General features: G+C 43.4%; 11 protein-coding genes. 5 read left to right on the top strand and 6 right to left on the bottom strand.

What is annotated here, in order from left to right; genetic code table 11:
• Positions 1-92 precede the first annotated feature (92 nt).
• Positions 93-944, bottom strand: a complete 852-nt coding sequence (locus DWX23_RS15465) for an AraC family transcriptional regulator (RefSeq protein ID WP_122375135.1) — start codon at positions 942-944, stop codon at positions 93-95.
• A gap of 9 nt (positions 945-953) precedes the next feature.
• On the bottom strand, positions 954-2,483 hold the full coding sequence (locus DWX23_RS15460) for a glycoside hydrolase family 10 protein (protein ID WP_122375134.1): 1,530 nt from the start codon (positions 2,481-2,483) through the stop codon (positions 954-956).
• A gap of 146 nt (positions 2,484-2,629) precedes the next feature.
• Here DWX23_RS15460 and uvrA point away from each other — a divergent pair, with 146 nt between their 5' ends.
• Both uvrA and DWX23_RS15450 read left to right on the top strand, forming a co-directional pair.
• Positions 2,630-5,416 (top strand): excinuclease ABC subunit UvrA, encoded by a 2,787-nt coding sequence (gene uvrA, locus DWX23_RS15455; RefSeq protein ID WP_122375133.1) that lies wholly within the window; start codon positions 2,630-2,632, stop codon positions 5,414-5,416.
• 137 nt (positions 5,417-5,553) lie between these two features.
• Positions 5,554-6,513 carry a Fic family protein gene (locus DWX23_RS15450; RefSeq protein WP_233587625.1) on the top strand — a complete coding sequence of 320 codons (960 nt, stop codon included), beginning with the start codon at positions 5,554-5,556 and terminating at the stop codon, positions 6,511-6,513.
• A gap of 77 nt (positions 6,514-6,590) precedes the next feature.
• Here DWX23_RS15450 and DWX23_RS15445 read toward each other — a convergent pair whose 3' ends face one another.
• Both DWX23_RS15445 and DWX23_RS15440 read right to left on the bottom strand, forming a co-directional pair.
• Complete coding sequence (locus tag DWX23_RS15445; protein WP_122375131.1) at positions 6,591-7,154, bottom strand: DUF4840 domain-containing protein; 564 nt, start codon at positions 7,152-7,154, stop codon at positions 6,591-6,593.
• Positions 7,155-7,373: 219 nt separating this feature from the next.
• The gene (locus DWX23_RS15440) at positions 7,374-9,791 is read right to left on the bottom strand and encodes an ABC transporter permease (protein WP_122375130.1); all 2,418 of its coding nucleotides are present in this window, start codon (positions 9,789-9,791) and stop codon (positions 7,374-7,376) included.
• 214 nt (positions 9,792-10,005) lie between these two features.
• On the opposite strand from DWX23_RS15440, the gene DWX23_RS15435 reads away from it, so the two are divergent.
• Entirely contained in the window at positions 10,006-11,217 is a 1,212-nt protein-coding gene (locus tag DWX23_RS15435) for an MFS transporter (protein WP_122375129.1), read from the top strand.
• Positions 11,218-11,226: 9 nt separating this feature from the next.
• On the opposite strand, the gene DWX23_RS15430 is transcribed toward DWX23_RS15435, so the two are convergent.
• Positions 11,227-12,120, bottom strand: a complete 894-nt coding sequence (locus tag DWX23_RS15430) for a PfkB family carbohydrate kinase (RefSeq protein WP_122375235.1) — start codon at positions 12,118-12,120, stop codon at positions 11,227-11,229.
• A 108-nt stretch (positions 12,121-12,228) separates the two neighbouring features.
• Between DWX23_RS15430 and DWX23_RS15425 the strand changes: the two genes are divergently transcribed.
• Both DWX23_RS15425 and DWX23_RS15420 read left to right on the top strand, forming a co-directional pair.
• Positions 12,229-13,194, top strand: coding sequence for a hypothetical protein (locus DWX23_RS15425; protein ID WP_122375234.1), 966 nt, complete (start codon positions 12,229-12,231; stop codon positions 13,192-13,194).
• A gap of 46 nt (positions 13,195-13,240) precedes the next feature.
• Entirely contained in the window at positions 13,241-15,616 is a 2,376-nt protein-coding gene (locus DWX23_RS15420) for a DUF2339 domain-containing protein (RefSeq protein WP_233587624.1), read from the top strand.
• Positions 15,617-15,751: 135 nt separating this feature from the next.
• Here the strand turns inward: DWX23_RS15420 and murF are convergent, their stop codons facing one another.
• Positions 15,752-17,035 (bottom strand): UDP-N-acetylmuramoyl-tripeptide--D-alanyl-D-alanine ligase, encoded by a 1,284-nt coding sequence (gene murF / locus DWX23_RS15415; protein WP_122375127.1) that lies wholly within the window; start codon positions 17,033-17,035, stop codon positions 15,752-15,754.
• Position 17,036: the final 1 nt, after the last annotated feature.

The raw sequence follows: 17,036 nt of genomic DNA, 5'->3' as shown, positions 1-17,036 counted from the left end.
CTGTCGCAAATATATCGGGAAAAAACATGCAGAAAATTGCTTTTTCTATTCAATAAGTTGTAAAAAGTGCGAAAGCTGTTGATTTTTGCTGCTTATTCTTCTTTATTCGTCCGTAAGGCACGGGGAGACATGCCGAAATTGGCACGGCAGAAATGGGAAAAGTTGGAAAGTGATTCGAAACCATACTTATAGCTGATTTCGGAGATCGACATATCGGTAGTGGTAAGATCGTTCTGGATATCTTCACATTTCTTTTTCAGCATCCATTGGTAAGCGGGTTCGCCGAATGTCTCTTTGAATAGACGGCGGAAAGTCGGCGTGCTGTAGCCACCCATCTGTGCGAAGGTTTCCACATCTTTTGCCTTCATATAATTCTGCATAATGAAATAACGGAAGCTCTTGCTGTACCGGTAAATCGGAGAGTAGAAAGCAGAGAGTTCTTTTAATGTATAGTAGCAGTTGAGCAGGTACACCAGTTCTGTCCGTTTGGCATTCAGGAAACCGGAGCACAACAGGTCGTCGTTCAGATACATTCTGATCCCTTCCACGAAATATTGCAAAGGCGGACACATATTCATCACGACCGGTTCGATGCGTGAAGTCTCTGCGATGCTTGCTCCTTTATTAAAACGTTCGTTGCAGACATTCATCGGTCGCTCGAACAGATACAAGATACATTCGGCGGCTTCAAGTATTTTAAATTCGACCTTTGAACCGATCGGTTGCAGGATAAACTGTCCTTCGTGGAAGACTGTGTCGGGATGTTCTTCACTGTTGACCTGTACACTCCCTTTCAGCAGAAAATAGAGTGTATTCTGCAGGCAACGTTCCCGAGGAATGATGATTCCCTTGGGATAAGAACGATATTTAAAGATGTGTTTCCTGTATTCAGGACAGGAGCCACAATCCGTGAACTTGCTATATCTCAGGTCGGAAGAGAACATAGACAATCATTATAATTTTACCTTGATACTTTTACCTTCGCTTTCGTTATGGAAACGATCGACAGCGGTCACAATATAGCGATATTTTTTCTTTCCGTTATTATAAGGCATTAAAAATCTTGTGTCCCGGGTGATTTTTGCTATTTTGGCCGGGTTGCTGAGATCGACCGGTTCTTTATCTTCGAAACAGTAAACGACAAAGTAGGAGGCAAGCTCCGGATTTGTAGGACTTTGCTCTGCTTGCCAGTGCAGCATGTAGCCATCCTGGGTCCATTCTTTTTTCAATTTCTTCACCTCCTGCGGAGCCCGGTTATGCATGTGGGTATAAGCCGGGATCAATGCCGGATAACGGTGGTAGTTCCTTTTCAGGCTGTCCGCCACGCCTTTGTTATTCCATAACAGTTCGTTGGCCGGCCAGAAGCAGTTACCTTTTACTTTCGACAGCGAACGTTCGTAGAGCATTTTACGTGTCAGCTGGTCGGCTTTCATCGTGCGTGCCACGTCCTGACCGATATAAAGGTGAGGACCTGCCGGGGTTGCGTTCTTGTTCCACCATTGGATCAGGGTGATATAGTCGGCTGCCGAATGGCCTATCTCCCAGTATATCTGTGGCATGTTATAGTCGATCCAGCCTTCTTTTACCCAATGCAGGATATCTGCATAAAGGTCGTCGTAGTTCTGCAAGCCGTTGGTGTTGCTGCCGGAATTGTCGGGTGTGCTTTTCTTGTTCCGGTAGATGCCGAACGGGCTGATGCCGAAACGTACCCAGGGTTTGGTCAGGAGTATCGTCCGTTTCAGTTCGCTGATCAAGGTGTTCACGTTCTCCCGGCGCCAGTCGCCGCGCTGTGCTTCCGTATATCCTTTATTCAGACCGTATTTGCGGAAACTGTTATCATCGGGGAAAGGCATTCCGGGGGCGGGATAGGGATAGAAATAGTCGTCCATGTGGATGGCATCCACGTCGTAACGGCTGACGATATCGCGTACCACCTTGCAGATGAACTCACGGTTCTGAGGAAGTCCCGGGTCGAACAGGATCTGCTTATTATAGGTAACGAACCATTCCGGATGCTGGTTGTAAATATGAGAGTCGGCAAACCGGGTGTTACCTGCCGTGCTGGCACGGTAAGGGTTCAGCCAGGCATGGAACTCCATGTTCCGTTTGTGGCATTCTTTGATCAGGAATTCCATTACGTCGAAATCGCCTGCCGGGGCGACGCCTTGCTGGCCGGTATAAAAGCGGCTCCAGGGTTCGATGTCCGATTTATAGAAAGCATCCGCTTCGGGACGGACCTGGAAGATGATGGCATTGATACCGCAGGATTGCAGGTAATTCAACTTGCGCACAAAATCTTTCCGCATCTGCGCCGGGGTCATGTCTTTATATTCTCCCTGAAAGGCTGTCTGTATCCAGGCTCCCCTGAATTCCCGTTTGTCTTTTCCTTCTGTTTGACGAACAGGCAATTGGCGTGTAGTCGAACAGGAGGTAACTACACAAAGGAACACTGCCAGAAGCAGGCGGATATACTGATTGTTCATGAATCTTGTCTGGTTTGAGATTATTGTAACACTTTCTTCATTTTGGGGCAAAGATAATAAATAATAACAAACCCGAATACCTTGATACTAAGAATCGGGTTCTCGTTTCTTTTTGCTATTTTTGTATCCTTATTAGGAAAAGATTTATGTCTGAAAATAATTCTATATTTATCAAAGGGGCTCGTGTCAATAATCTGAAGGACATTGATGTAGAGATCCCACGCGACAAGCTGGTCGTCATAACCGGATTATCCGGCAGCGGGAAATCATCACTTGCTTTCGATACGTTATATGCCGAGGGGCAGCGCCGCTATGTGGAAAGCCTTTCTTCTTATGCCCGCCAGTTCCTGGGGCGTATGAGCAAGCCGGAGTGTGATTATATCAAAGGTATTCCGCCGGCCATCGCTATCGAACAGAAAGTGAATACCCGTAACCCGCGTTCAACAGTGGGGACATCTACGGAAATTTATGAATACCTGCGGTTGCTTTATGCCCGGATCGGCAAGACGATCTCGCCCGTGTCGGGCATGGAGGTGAAGAAGCACCAGGTGAAAGATATCATTACCGAGGTCCTGTCGTATCCGGCGGGAACCCGTTTTGCCGTATTCGCCCCGGTCGTTTTGCCGGAAGGCCGGAGCATGAAGGAACAGTTGGAGATCCTGCAGAAAGAGGGATATACCCGTTTGTCGATCGACGATACGGCTTACCGTATTCAGGAAGTGATGGCAGACGAGGCCTTACTCGCTTCCCAAAATATCGAACTGCTGATCGACCGTTTGGCTGTTTCGGACGACAAGACCTTGAAGAGCCGCCTTGCCGACTCGGCGGAAACGGCATTCTTTGAAGGGCATGATACCTGCATTATCCGTATTTATGCTACCGAGGGTACGGTGGTGAAAGAATATTCGAAGAAGTTCGAGGCGGATGGTATTACGTTCATCGAACCGACCGATATGATGTTCAGCTTCAACAACCCGTTGGGTGCCTGTCCGGTCTGCGAAGGATTCGGTAAGGTGCTGGGTATCGACGAGAATCTGGTTGTGCCGGATAAGAGCTTGTCGGTTTTCCAGGGGGCGGTAGTCTGCTGGAAAGGCGAAGTGATGGGAGAGTGGCTGAAAGAGTTCATTGCCAAGAGTGAGAAATACAACTTCCCGATTCATCGCCCTTATTACGACCTGACGCAGAAGGAAAAAGATCTGCTGTGGCATGGGGCCCGGGGATTGCATGGGATCGATGACTTCTTCAAATTCGTGGAAGAGAATCTGTATAAAATACAATACCGTGTGATGCAGGCACGTTACCGTGGAAAGACGACCTGTCCTTCCTGTAAAGGTGCACGTCTGAAGCCGGAAGCGCTTTACGTGAAAGTCGGGGGAAAGAATATCTCCGAACTGGTATCGCTGCCTATCACGGAAGCAAAAGCCTTTTTCGATAATCTGGTACTGGACGAAACGGATGCGGCTGTGGCCAAACGTCTGTTGACGGAGATCATGAACCGCCTGCAGTTCCTGCTGGATGTAGGATTGGGATATCTGACGCTTGACCGCCTTTCGGCCTCTTTGTCGGGTGGTGAGAGCCAGCGTATCAACCTGGCAACCTCGTTGGGTAGTAGTCTGGTCGGTTCCTTATATATATTGGATGAGCCGAGTATCGGACTGCATTCGAGGGATACTGATTTGCTTATAAAAGTGTTGCGTCAGTTGCAGGCGCTGGGTAATACCGTTGTCGTGGTGGAACATGACGAAGATATCATCCGTTCTGCCGATTATATTATCGATATAGGTCCGAAGGCGGGACGTCTGGGTGGCGAAGTGGTTTATCAGGGGGATGTCAACAACCTGCAGACCAGTAGTAACAGCCATACGGTACGTTATCTGACGGGTGAAGATAAGATAGAAGTTCCTACTTTCCGCCGTTTGTGGAATAATTATATAGAAGTAAAAGGGGCACGCAAAAATAACCTGAAAGGGATCGATGTGAAGTTTCCGCTGAATGTGATGACGGTGGTTACCGGTGTCAGCGGTTCGGGAAAGAGTTCATTGGTACGTGACATCTTCTATGAAGGAGTAAAGCATTATCTGGATGAGGCCGCCCGTCTGATGGTGGACTGTTCGGGTCTGGAAGGTGATATGAAGATGATCGAGGGGATCGAGTTTGTCGATCAGAACTCGATCGGTAAGAGTTCGCGTTCCAATCCGGTGACTTATATCGGTGCTTACGACGAGATCCGTAAGTTATTCGGCGAACAACCGTTGGCGAAACAATTAGGATATACGGCAGCCTATTTCTCTTTTAATAAGGAAGGCGGCCGTTGCGAAGAGTGTAAAGGTGACGGGCGTATTACGGTAGAGATGCAGTTTATGGCAGATATTACATTGGTTTGTGAAAGCTGTCATGGAAAGCGTTTTAAACAGGATGTGCTGGATGTGGAATATTTCGGTGTGAATATTTATGACATGCTGGAAATGACAGTCAATCAGGCTATTGAATTTTTTGAACAACATACCGGGTCGCAGGAAAAGAAGATCATCAAGAAGCTGAAGCCGTTGCAGGATGTCGGTTTGGGTTATATCAAGCTGGGACAGACTTCTTCAACCTTGTCCGGTGGTGAGAACCAGCGTGTGAAGCTGGCCTATTATCTGGGACAGGAAAAGCAGCAGCCGACCTTGTTCGTGTTTGACGAACCGACTACCGGCCTGCATTTTCATGATATAAAGACCTTGTTAAAGGCATTTAACGCGCTGATCGACAAAGGTCATACGGTCGTGATCATCGAACATAATATGGATGTGATCAAATGTGCCGATTATCTGGTCGATCTGGGTCCGGAAGGCGGTAACGCAGGTGGTTATCTGGTTTGTGCCGGAACGCCGGAAGAGGTGGCTATGTGTCCGGAATCGTATACAGGTAAATATTTAAAAGAAAAATTATAGAGAAGCAATCCGACAGAGATTATTCCATATTAAGAATCCCTTTCCGGTTTAATGTTAATTTACATTACGGGAAGGGTTTTTTTATGTTTGCATAAATATATTCCCTATCTTTGATACTATCAAATGATACTATCACAATGAAACCTCCTTATAAAATAACACCTTATATATTGGCAAGGGTTGCTTCGATTTCAGAAAAACTAGGTGAAATAAAAGCAGCCTGTTTACATAGGCCTCCTACTGAATTGAGAAAAAAGAACAGGATTCGCACTATCCACTCATCTCTTGTCATTGAAGGAAATACATTATCTTTCGATCAGGTTACGTCAATATTGGAAAACAAACGCGTAATAGCCCCATTGAGGGATATTACTGAAGTGAAAAATGCAATCCGTACTTATGAAAATATCGAACTTTTTGATCCTTTCAGTATAGAATCCTTATGTGAGGCACATCGGATATTGATGGATGGATTGGTTGAAAACGCAGGAAGGTTAAGGAGTAAATCTGTTGGTATCATAAAAGGGGAACAGTTGGCACATGTCGCTCCTTCAGGAACTCTTGTTAAATCGCTGTTGAATGATTTATTCCATTATTTGAAAAATGATGATGAAATATTGCTGGTCAAGAGTTGTGTTTTTCATTATGAGTTTGAATTTATTCATCCTTTTCTCGATGGAAACGGAAGAATGGGACGTCTGTGGCAAAGTGTTATTTTGATAAAGTATAATCCGGTATTCGGATATTTACCGGTAGAATCTCTTATTAAAGAAAATCAGGAAGAGTATTATCGGACATTAGCTATTGCAGATTCAAAAGGAGAATCTACTGTTTTTATTGAATTTATGCTAAGAATAGTGGAAGAGTCGCTTGAAGAATTATTACAGTCGCAGAATGTGACACTTTCGGGTCGGGACAGGATTGCATTGTTCCGGGAGCATATAAAAGATGGAACCTTTACTCGTAAAGATTATCTGAGGTATTTTAAAGAGCTATCAACCGCTACTGCCAGCCGCGATTTAAAAGAGGCGGTTGAAAGTAATCTGTTGCGGAAGGAAGGTGAGAAAAGTTTAACGCGCTATAAATATATAATGTAGAATCTGTCGTCATACTATAAAAAAACGGAGAATGCTCTCAATGAAACATTCTCCGTTTATATTGGATAGAGTTAGTCTTATTTTTTCTTCATATCAAATGATAAGTCCATCGGAGTGAAAGGGAAATCGGCTCCGCCGACTTTTACGCTGGCTGCTTTCAAAGCGAACTTCAAGTTCTTGTCGCTTACTGCATAGGAAGCTGTCTTTTCTGTTTCGATAGTAACTTCAACACCAGCCACATCGATTTTTAATGGTTCCGGTTTTAAAGTCATTACAACTGAATCTTTTGCAGCATTCATTGTTGCTGTATAGTTTATTTTGTAATTCAGTGAATCGCCAATCGCTTTGATGATGGGCTTTGATGCTTCTTCACCCAGAAGTTCTACTACTAATGCTTGATAAGGGAATTTTTCAAACTGAATTGAGTCATTTGCAACTTTAAGTTCCAATTCTGTTGCTGTAGGATCTGCTTCTGTTGCTTTAGCTTCTTTTGTATAAGTCATCTTTCCTGTAAATTCGCCATTAACATCTTCTACAGTTCCTACTGTCGGAGTGTTATCGTCATCATCACTACAAGAAGCAAAAGTTAAACCAACTACTGCTAACATCATCACAAGCGACCATTTCAACGTCTTTTTCATTTTTCTTTTATTTTAGTGTTAATAAATTATGTACGACTAATAAGATGATAGAAGTTGCAAAAAGGCTGCATCTCTATTGAATAATAAATGAGAAAAATAATATATTTAAATGTAAGACATTGATATGTAGCTGCTTTTAAAATGTTTTTTATTTGAATTGTTTCAGAACTTTTTGGTTGAAGACCCATTCCGAGGTATAGACTTTTCCATCATTTAGTTTTAATCGCTTTTTACAACATCTGCCGGATTTCCGTTTGCGGCCCGAACCACTTGTCCTAAAACTGTCAGTATAACTAACAAGATAGTAACCAGCAGGATACTTATAAACATCCAGAGTTGGATATGAACGCTCAGCGGATATTGTTCCAGCCATTTTTGAACGAACAGATAGCCGACAGGTAAGGCGATGACATTGGCTGTCAAAGTGATGATTGTGTATTCTTTCAAGAACATATCAATGATCTCACGAGACGTGGCTCCCATCACTTTGCGGATGGCTATTTCCTTCTTTCGCTGCTGCATATTGGACGAAGAAATAGAATAAATACCAAAGATGGAAATTAATGCGCATAAAACGGCCAGTAAGGTGAATAACCGGAGACTGGCGTTTTCGGTGCGGGTCAGTATTTCCAGCTGATCGTTGACTGTCATTGTCTCGCTCAACGGAAATCCTTCAGGGGTTATACGACTGATCAATTCCTTTACGGCTTTTAAAGCTTCTTTTTCCTTTCCGGGTAAAGTCCGTAAATATAAATAGTAATCATAGAAATTCCAATATTCAATGACTGTGGGAGGTATTGGGTTTCGAAGGCTTAGGCCGTGGAAATCTTTTACGACTCCTACTATCTCAAAATAAAGGGGAGGTGTATCGTCCGTCCCTCTTAGGATATAGTCTTTTCTGCTAATCATTTTTCCGATCGGATCGGTGGTGCCAAGCAGATGGGCCATTTGTTCGTTGATAAGTATTTTATGGCATCCGATACCGGACGGATCATCCGATTGCATGTCTGTATCTTCCAGATAACGTCCTTTCTGTAATGTTATTTTCATCTTTTGTGCGAAGTCTATGCCAGCCTGGATCATCTGGATCTCATAAGAAGCATTGGCCGGTTTGTTTTCCCATCCTATTTCTTTTTCGGTGTGCCAGTTATCATGACTTAGCCGGAAATTTCCTCCGCGTATGCAATCGGTAATACTTGGTATTTGTTTTATCTCATCAATGAATTGTGAGTAGATTTGTGAGGATATATTAACCTGTATAAGGTTGTCGGTATCAAATCCCATCGCTGTATTTTTCATCCGGTTGATTTGCAGGAATAATATTTGTGCGGTAAACATGAAGCCGACACAAATACCTAACTGTAGTCCGATACTGATTTTACGGATCCATTCATTGTTGGCCGTATGGAATGATTGGGGACCTGCTTTGAAATCGTTTGATTGCTTATGGATAAAGCGGCTGATGATAAGCAGGACGATTGATGACAGAAGAGTCCAGCCGAATATTCCCGTTTGTAATAAGTCTATAAATAATTCCTGTTTTTGAATAGACGTATCCAATAGTTGTTCGATATAAGGAGTTGTCAGCTCTATCAGGGAGACCCCGACTAACAAGGCTAACAGCACCTGGATAGAAATTTCAATGATGATCTGGCAGAACAAATTCTTTTTTACTGCTCCCAGAGAGGTTCGTAGCTTAAATTCGCGGGAACGTTCAAAGATGCGGTTGACCTGTAAGTTGATAAAATTGAACAGGGAACAGAATAGCAATAATAATCCGGAAATAACAAAGGTCCGGATATAGTTTAGATTGAAGGACATCTCCGCCCCCAATTGGTATCTTGTTTTTGTGATAGGGGTTATTTCGATATATAAATTGGGGTTTAACTGATTTTTTATCGAATAGGTGCGTAGCTTCCGACTGAATGCTTTTACATCTGTATTTTCATGGAGGCATACATACATTTCATTAGGTGGATAATTCCAGTAATATTCCGGCGAACGGCTGGTATAATGGCTTTTATCGACTTGGATACTATAATAGCCGTCTGCCTGAAAGATGCTGTTTGAGGGAGGATTTTCAATAACGGCTGTTATTGTCTGTGTAAATTTATTCTGGTCGGTGAGTGTTTTACCAATTGCCTCTTCCGGGGTTTTCCAGTATTTCAAGGCAAATCTGCGGGTTACCATCAGATTCGTTTTTGTTCCATCTTCGGTTGTCGGGATGGGATCTGTTATGTTTCCGGCTATAACTTTGGGAGGAAAAAGCCGGGTATAGCTCTGATTCACCCATTTAAATAAGGGGGTACCGATTGTTTTATTATCAGAAGTGTATATGCCCCCGGCATTAGATAAAGTAGCGGCATATTTGACTTCGGGGAAGTTTTCATTTAATTCAGCGCATAAAATGACTGGAGCACCCGGCAGCATTTTCCCTGTTTGTTTGTCGATCGTATATATATTATAGATATGTTCCGATTCCGGGTAAAAGCTGTCGTAAGATGTTTCATATCTATACCAATAGTATCCAACGGTGAAAAAGGTCAATCCGATTGCTAATCCTAATATGCTGATGCAGGATTGCGTTTTGTATTTTAGTAGGTTTCTGAAACCTATTTTGAAGTAGTGTTTGATCATGATGATAATATATTAAATGATAATAACCAAAAAGTGTGCCATGTGTTAATTATGTGTAGTATAGTGGTTTATCTTAGACGCGTATCTCTCTTGTAAGTGCTTTATCGCACGTTTTACGTTCAAAAACGCACGATTCTGTCTTTTTGTTTTACAGATTGCTACCCGACATAACGAAAATATGCCTACTTTTATCTGTTCAAAAAAATCTGACGAAATGAATTCTACCAACCATGCTGTTTATCCGAAAGAGCGCATACGTTTCGCCGTTCTTTCTTTTTTTCTGGCCCAGGGACTTTGTTTTTCGAGCTGGGCGAGTCGTATTCCTGATATCAAGGAGATCTTTACTGTAAATGATGCCTTATACTGGGGGATTGTATTATTTATGATCCCGGTAGGGAAATTTGTTGCGATTCCGCTGGCGGGTTATCTGGTGTCGAAACTGGGGAGCCGAATCATGGTGCAGATCAGTATTATGGGGTACGCTTTGTCATTGTTTGCGATAGGGACGGCTTTGAATATTTATATGCTTGGTGTGTTCTTGTTCTGTTTCGGGGTGTTCTGGAACTTATGCGATATATCGTTGAATACGCAGGGAATAGGTATCGAGCGGCTTTACGGGCGGACCATCATGGCTTCTTTTCACGGAGGATGGAGTCTGGCTGCCTGTATGGGGGCTTTGATCGGTTTTATTATGATCGTTTCAGATGTCACTCCGTTCTGGCATTTTACGTTGATTGCTGTATTGATCCTGTTGCTGACCATGGTAAGCCGTAAATATTTGCAGGAAGATGTTGCCTCTGCGGAGGTACAGGAAGAGCCTGTTGCCGACAAGTCGGAGAAATGGCAATATATCAGGAAGCCGGAGATGCTGCTGATCAAATTAGGACTCGTCGGCTTGTTTGCATTGGTGGTGGAGAGTGCGATGTTCGACTGGAGCGGCGTTTATTTTGAATCGGTATTGCAGGTACCTAAGTCTTTACAGATCGGGTTCCTGGTGTTTATGGTGATGATGACTGTAGGGCGTTTTCTGGCTAATTATGCATACCGGATATACGGAAAGCAACGGGTGTTGCAATTGTCGGGAGCTTTTATTTTTATAGGTTTCTTTATTTCGGCATTATTGGGTAGTACGTTCGATTCTATGGCAGTGAAAGTAATCGTGAACTCTTTCGGATTTATGTTGGTCGGACTGGGAATATCCAGCATGGTTCCTACTATTTATAGTTTGGTCGGTGCCAAGTCGAAAACACCTGTGGGAATAGCTCTTACTATTCTTTCCAGTATCAGTTTTATCGGTTCGCTCATTGCACCGTTGCTGATCGGAGCTATTTCACAGGCATTCAATATGGAATATGCCTATATGGTAGTCGGTCTGCTGGGGCTTTGCATTCTGTTGATGACGACATTCAGCAAGGCGTTTAAATGATCCGGAGATTTAAATCTCCGGAAATCGTTGTTCTGCCGTTTCCATACAATGGATTACTGCCTCTTTTGTGCCACTGAAAGGGCCGGAAGCCTCTATCTTGAGGGTCGACATTGCAGCAGCAAAACGACCGGCCTCTTCTATGGATGCTCCTTTGGCGCGCTGATACAGGTAACCGGTCATATAGGTATCGCCGCAGCCGGTAGCATCTACTACTTCCCTAGGTTTGTAAGCCGGTATCTTATGGAACGTTTTCCCGTCATATATAACGGAGCCGAGACTCCCCAATGTGATCAATACCTCTTTCACTCCCCAGTCGTACATTATCCGGGCGGCACCTGCCACATCATCATGCCCTGTCAGAACCTCCATCTCATGCTCGTTCGCTTTCAGGAAATGGATATATTTTAAAGCCTCTTCTTTTTCAGTCCAGTCGACGGCATATACTTTCTTATCACGGACTTCGCGCAGATATCCTTGTGAGTCGGCGGACACAAGTCCTTTTTCAGCCATGAATCTTACAACATCTAAAGAGAAGTCGTCAGCCAGCAGACTCCCCAGGTGAATGATCCGTGCCTGTATATCTTTCAGATAATCGACCGTGAACGGATCCGCTTTTGCCAGAACCCGTTGCGTACGGTTATCCTGATTCTCGCCGTAGATATTTTCGAAATAGACAGAATGCTTACTGGGCATAACAGAAACGTCGATCCCCTCGGACCTTAATCTGTCTACTTCTTTCATTTCTGTTTCAGCCAAAGCTGTGACCAACGAATAATCGATATCGTTGAAATGTTTGATTGCATGCGAGAAGTAAAATGCGGTTCCTCCCGCCATGTGTACTGTGTTTTTAGGGGTCACTATTTTATCTAGTGTGATGTGACCTATACAACAAAGATCGTGCATATTATAATATTGTTGATAACTGTACAAAAGTAGTCAAAAATGAGCATAGGTAGGAAAGCTTCTTTATTTTTATTATTTTTGTCTACTGCAATTCTTAAAATTGATGTTATGAGTAAAGACCTGATTTACGAAACGTTAATCAGCGCGATCAGAGAGAAGATACCCCACAAAGCGACCTTAACCAATGCACTTGTTGAATTACTGTGCATAGAACGAGAAGCCGTATATCGCCGTATGAGGGGCGATGTCGCTTTTTCTTTTACGGAGATAGCAGCCATCTCCAATAAGTTCGGGATCTCGTTGGATAGTCTGGTCGGAGGATGGGCGACAAAGAGCCGTCCTTATCAGCTGAGCCTGGTGGAGTACGTAGATCCTATAGAGGATGATTTTAAAATGTGGGGAATGTACAATGAACGTTTGTGGGGGGCACGCAACGATCCTTCTTCAAACAGTGTGGAGTGTATGAATGTACTTCCTGCTACCTTTTTGCTGGATTATGAATATATAATCCGTTTCTATTTGTGTAAATGGTATAATCAATATGGACATTCAGATAAGGCAGTTCATTTCAGGGAGATAGAACCTTCGGAGAAATTATTGAAAGTGCAGCGGGAGACTGCCACTGCAGCGAAATATCTCAGGAAAACATCTTACGTAATGGATCCTTTAATTTTCCAGTATATTGTGAATGATATTCTTTATTGCCGCAGCATCCATCTGATAGATGAAGAAAGTGTCCGTCTTTTAAAGCAGGATTTGCTTTGTTTTCTGGATAATATAGAAGTTCTGGCAGCCCGTGGCATGTATCGTGAAACGGGTAATCCGGTACTGTTTTATATTTCAAATATCAATTTCGATGCCAGTTACAGTTATCTGGAGGCGCAAAACTACCGGCTCAGTATTATTCGTGCGTTTATATTGAATACGGTTGTATCATTGGATCTGAAAGCCTACGAAATTGTCCGTCATTGGTTGCAATCTTTGCTGAAATCATCTACTATGATATCTGTCAGCGGAGAGCAACAGCGTATTTTGTTCTTTGAGAAGCAAAGGAAGATCATAGATAGCCTGTAATCATAAATAAATCTGTATATTAGTAGCGTCCTTTAAATGTAAGCCCATGGAAATTCTACTCATTATACTGATCGTGGTTGTGTGGATCAGCCTCTATTCTCATATAAGTAAGATGAATACTCATACGGATTCCTTACGGAAAGATCTGTATAGTTTGCGGAAGCATATCGAAGCTCAGTTGGATGAACTCCGGAAGCAGCAGGCGGTGTCTCTGGCCGGAGAAAGGTCTGTAGAGGATATTCCTAAAGAAAAAATTCAAGAAACTATTGAAAAAACAGTAGAGATATCTGTCGAAAAAGCAAAGGAAGTGATCGTTCAGGAACCTTTGGTCGAAAAGATTATTCCTCCTGTTATGCAGGAGGTAGAGAAGCCTGTTGAAAGTCGGCCGGAAGAACCGGGTTCTTCTGTGAATGTTAAAGAGAAAAAGGTAGTACCTGAGCCTGTTATCAAGCCTTTTGGAATTGTCAAAGAGAAGAAGAAGGTCGATTATGAAAAGTATATCGGAGAGAATCTGTTTGGAAAGATCGGCATTCTGGTGCTGGTTGTCGGCATGGGATTGTTTGTCAAATATGCGATCGACAAGAACTGGATCAACGAGGTGTTCCGTACGGTACTCGGATTTGCAGTCGGCGGCGGATTACTGCTTTTATCCCAGAAGCTTAAAAAGACGTATCGAACGTTCAGTTCCCTCCTGGCAGGAGGTGCTTTTGCGATTTTCTATGTGACGGTAGGAATGGCTTATCATTATTATGGCTTGTTCAGTCAGACGGCAGCTTTTATCATACTGGTGGCATTGACGGCTTTCATGTCGCTTCTCTCTGTTTTGTACGACCGGCGTGAGTTGGCAGTTATTGCATTGGCAGGAGGTTTTATAGCTCCATTCCTGGTCAGTAACGGGATGGGTAATTATCTGGTGCTGTTCACTTATATGACGATATTGAATATGGGGATGTTCGGCTTGGCATTGTATAAGAAATGGGGAGAATTGCCGCTTATCTGTTTTGTCGCTACCTATGTGATCATGCTCGGATATTCGCTGGTGGCGGATTTGGATATTGCCCGTAGCGCACAACTGTTTCACCTGTTGCTTTTCTCAACGTTGTACTACCTGATATTCCTGTTGCCTGTCGTATCGGTGCTGCGTACGGATAATAAGAAGGTAAATCAATTACTGGTAATGACGGTCGTGTTGAATAACTTCCTGTATCTCTTTTTTACTCTATGGTTTTTGCATGAATTGCAGTTACCTTATAATATCAAAGGAGCGTTCACTATATTTATAGCGTTTATCAATGGCGGTATCGCTTTTGCCGTGCGTAAACGGGCGGCAGACAAAGGATTGTTACTTGCTCTTCTGACCGGAATGTTTTTTACTTTTATCTCGATCAGCATTCCGATTCAGCTGGAAGGTACTTTTATAACCTTGCTGTGGGCAACGGAAATGGTGGTGATCCTTTGGCTTTTCAGTCGGTTCCGGCAACCGGTATATGCTTGTTTTACATATATATTGTTCTGTCTGACAATCATCTCGTATCTGATGGATCTGGAGAATGCGTTATCTGATGGTCTCGTTTCTTCGTTGTTCCTGAATGGAACGTTTGCTACCGGGATTTTTACCGGTCTGGCGTTCGGTGTTTTTGCCTGGTTAATGGAACGGAAGAAAGCTTTATTCACGGACTTATCGAAGATACCATATACTCCGTTTAGTGCGATTGCCTGGTTGGTAGGATGCGGTATTATCTATCTTTCGTTTATTGTAGACTTTTATTTGCATATTACATATGCACCTTTAGCCGAGTGTGCTTGCCTGGCATTTACTTGTCTGGCATTGTTGTTGTTGCTGGCTGGATTGAGATTGCGTTTTGCGATCGGTTATTATACGATTGTTTATGCGATAGCAGCCGGACTTTCCGTCTGTTTATTCGTGCTATTGTCGTCGATTGTCAATGAGTATAGCAATACTTTGTTGTTTATATTGCAGTGGGGGGCATTGGTGATTGTGATTGTACATCTGTTTTTGCTGGCCGGGTATTATTATCGTTTATATAATTTCCGGCAAAAAAGTGCGGATTGGATGACCTCGTTCATTGCGATCGCTTCTACTGTCCTGTTTACTGTTGCCGTTAATAATATGTTGCGTCTGACCGGTTGGGAGGAAGAAGCGAGTGCGGCTTTGTCCATTTCCCTGAGTATTGCCGGATTTATCCAGATGTCATTAGGCATGCGTTTGCATCTGAGGATACTGCGTATGATAAGCCTGGCTGTTTTCGGAATAGTTCTGTTGAAGCTGGTCATTGTCGACCTTTGGCTGTTGCCGACGGTAGGGAAGATTATTGTCTTTATTATGTTAGGAGTTATCTTGCTTGTCTTGTCTTTCCTCTATCAGAAGCTAAAGAAGGCATTGTTTATTGATAACGAATAGGAACTGTTTGCTTGCCGATAATTATGGTAAGACCTGGCGATAATTGTCGACAAGTTTACTCACAATTATCGACAAGCTTGTTGACAATTGTCGGCAAGCAGATAGAATGGTTACGATCAAGTTGAAAAAACTGGTTTATAAAAATTCAATAGTTTTTTCCAGTGCCATTCCATGAGAACCTTTGATCAGGATATGATATCCTTTCAACGGGCCTGCTTTTAATGCTTCGATTAATTCTTCTGTTGTCGAGTAAGTGGCAAATTCTTTTCCGGCTTTTACGAAATGTTCTCCGCAGAGAAAAACTTTGTCGAATTTACCGGCTTTGATCTCTGCTACAGCTTCGGCATGCAGTTCGTCACTGGAAGGGCCCAGTTCACGCATATCTCCCAGGATCACGGCTTTGGGTGATACCGGCATGGCGGCGAAGTTCTCCAGTGCAACTTTCATGCTGCTGGGGTTTGCATTGTAAGCATCGATAAGTAACGTGTTATTAGCCGTCTTTTTTAGTTGTGAGCGGTTGTTTGTCGGTTCGTATGCGGCAATGGCGCGACTGATTCGTTCTGCCGGGATCTTAAAATAGCGGCCTACGGCAACAGTTACCAGCACATTGTCCAAATTATATGCACCTATCAGGTGCGTATCAACTGTATGGATTTTACCTTGTTGTTTCCAGTCGAAAGTAAGGTACGGGTTACAACTGATCACGTGACCCGAAGCAAATGAAGTATGGTCAGCCCCGTAGGTGATCTGTTCGATCCCTTTGGCTATTCCCTGCAGATCTTTATTCTCTTTTTTGATGAATATCTTCCCTTTTGTACGGCGGATATAATCGTAAAGCTCTCCTTTCGTTTTTACCACTCCTTCAAAAGATCCGAAACCTTCCAGGTGTGCACGGCCGACATTTGTGATGATACCGTAGTTGGGGAGGGCTATTTCTACCAGTTCCTTGATATCTCCCGGATGGCTTGCACCCATTTCGATGACGGCCATTTCATGATCGTGCGTTAACCGGAGCAAAGTAAGAGGAACCCCGATATGATTGTTCAGGTTCCCTTCCGTATAGAGTAGGTTGAATTTGGTGGACAGGACGGCTGCCAGCAATTCTTTGGTAGTAGTTTTTCCGTTGGTTCCGGTAATCCCGATAATGGGAATGCCCAATATCTTACGATGGCGGTGAGCTAATTGCTGTAAGGCCTTTAATACATCGTCTACCAGGATGGTGCGTTCTCCTGTGACATAATCCGGATTATCGATGACAGCATAAGCGCAACCCGTATCGAGTGCTTTTGCTGCATATTGGTTGCCGTCGAATCTTTCTCCTTTCAAGGCAAAGAAGATCGAACCACGCGGACAATTACGGCTGTCTGTCGTTATTTGCGGATGGTGTATAAATAATTCGTACAGTTCTGAAATACCCATA

Origin of the sequence: Parabacteroides sp. AF18-52 (genome assembly GCF_003479145.1) — a bacterium.
GTDB classification, from domain to species: Bacteria; Bacteroidota; Bacteroidia; order Bacteroidales; family Tannerellaceae; genus Parabacteroides; species Parabacteroides faecis.
Note: the sequence above shows the minus strand (reverse complement) of the source record. Positions and strands in the feature narration are given on the sequence as shown.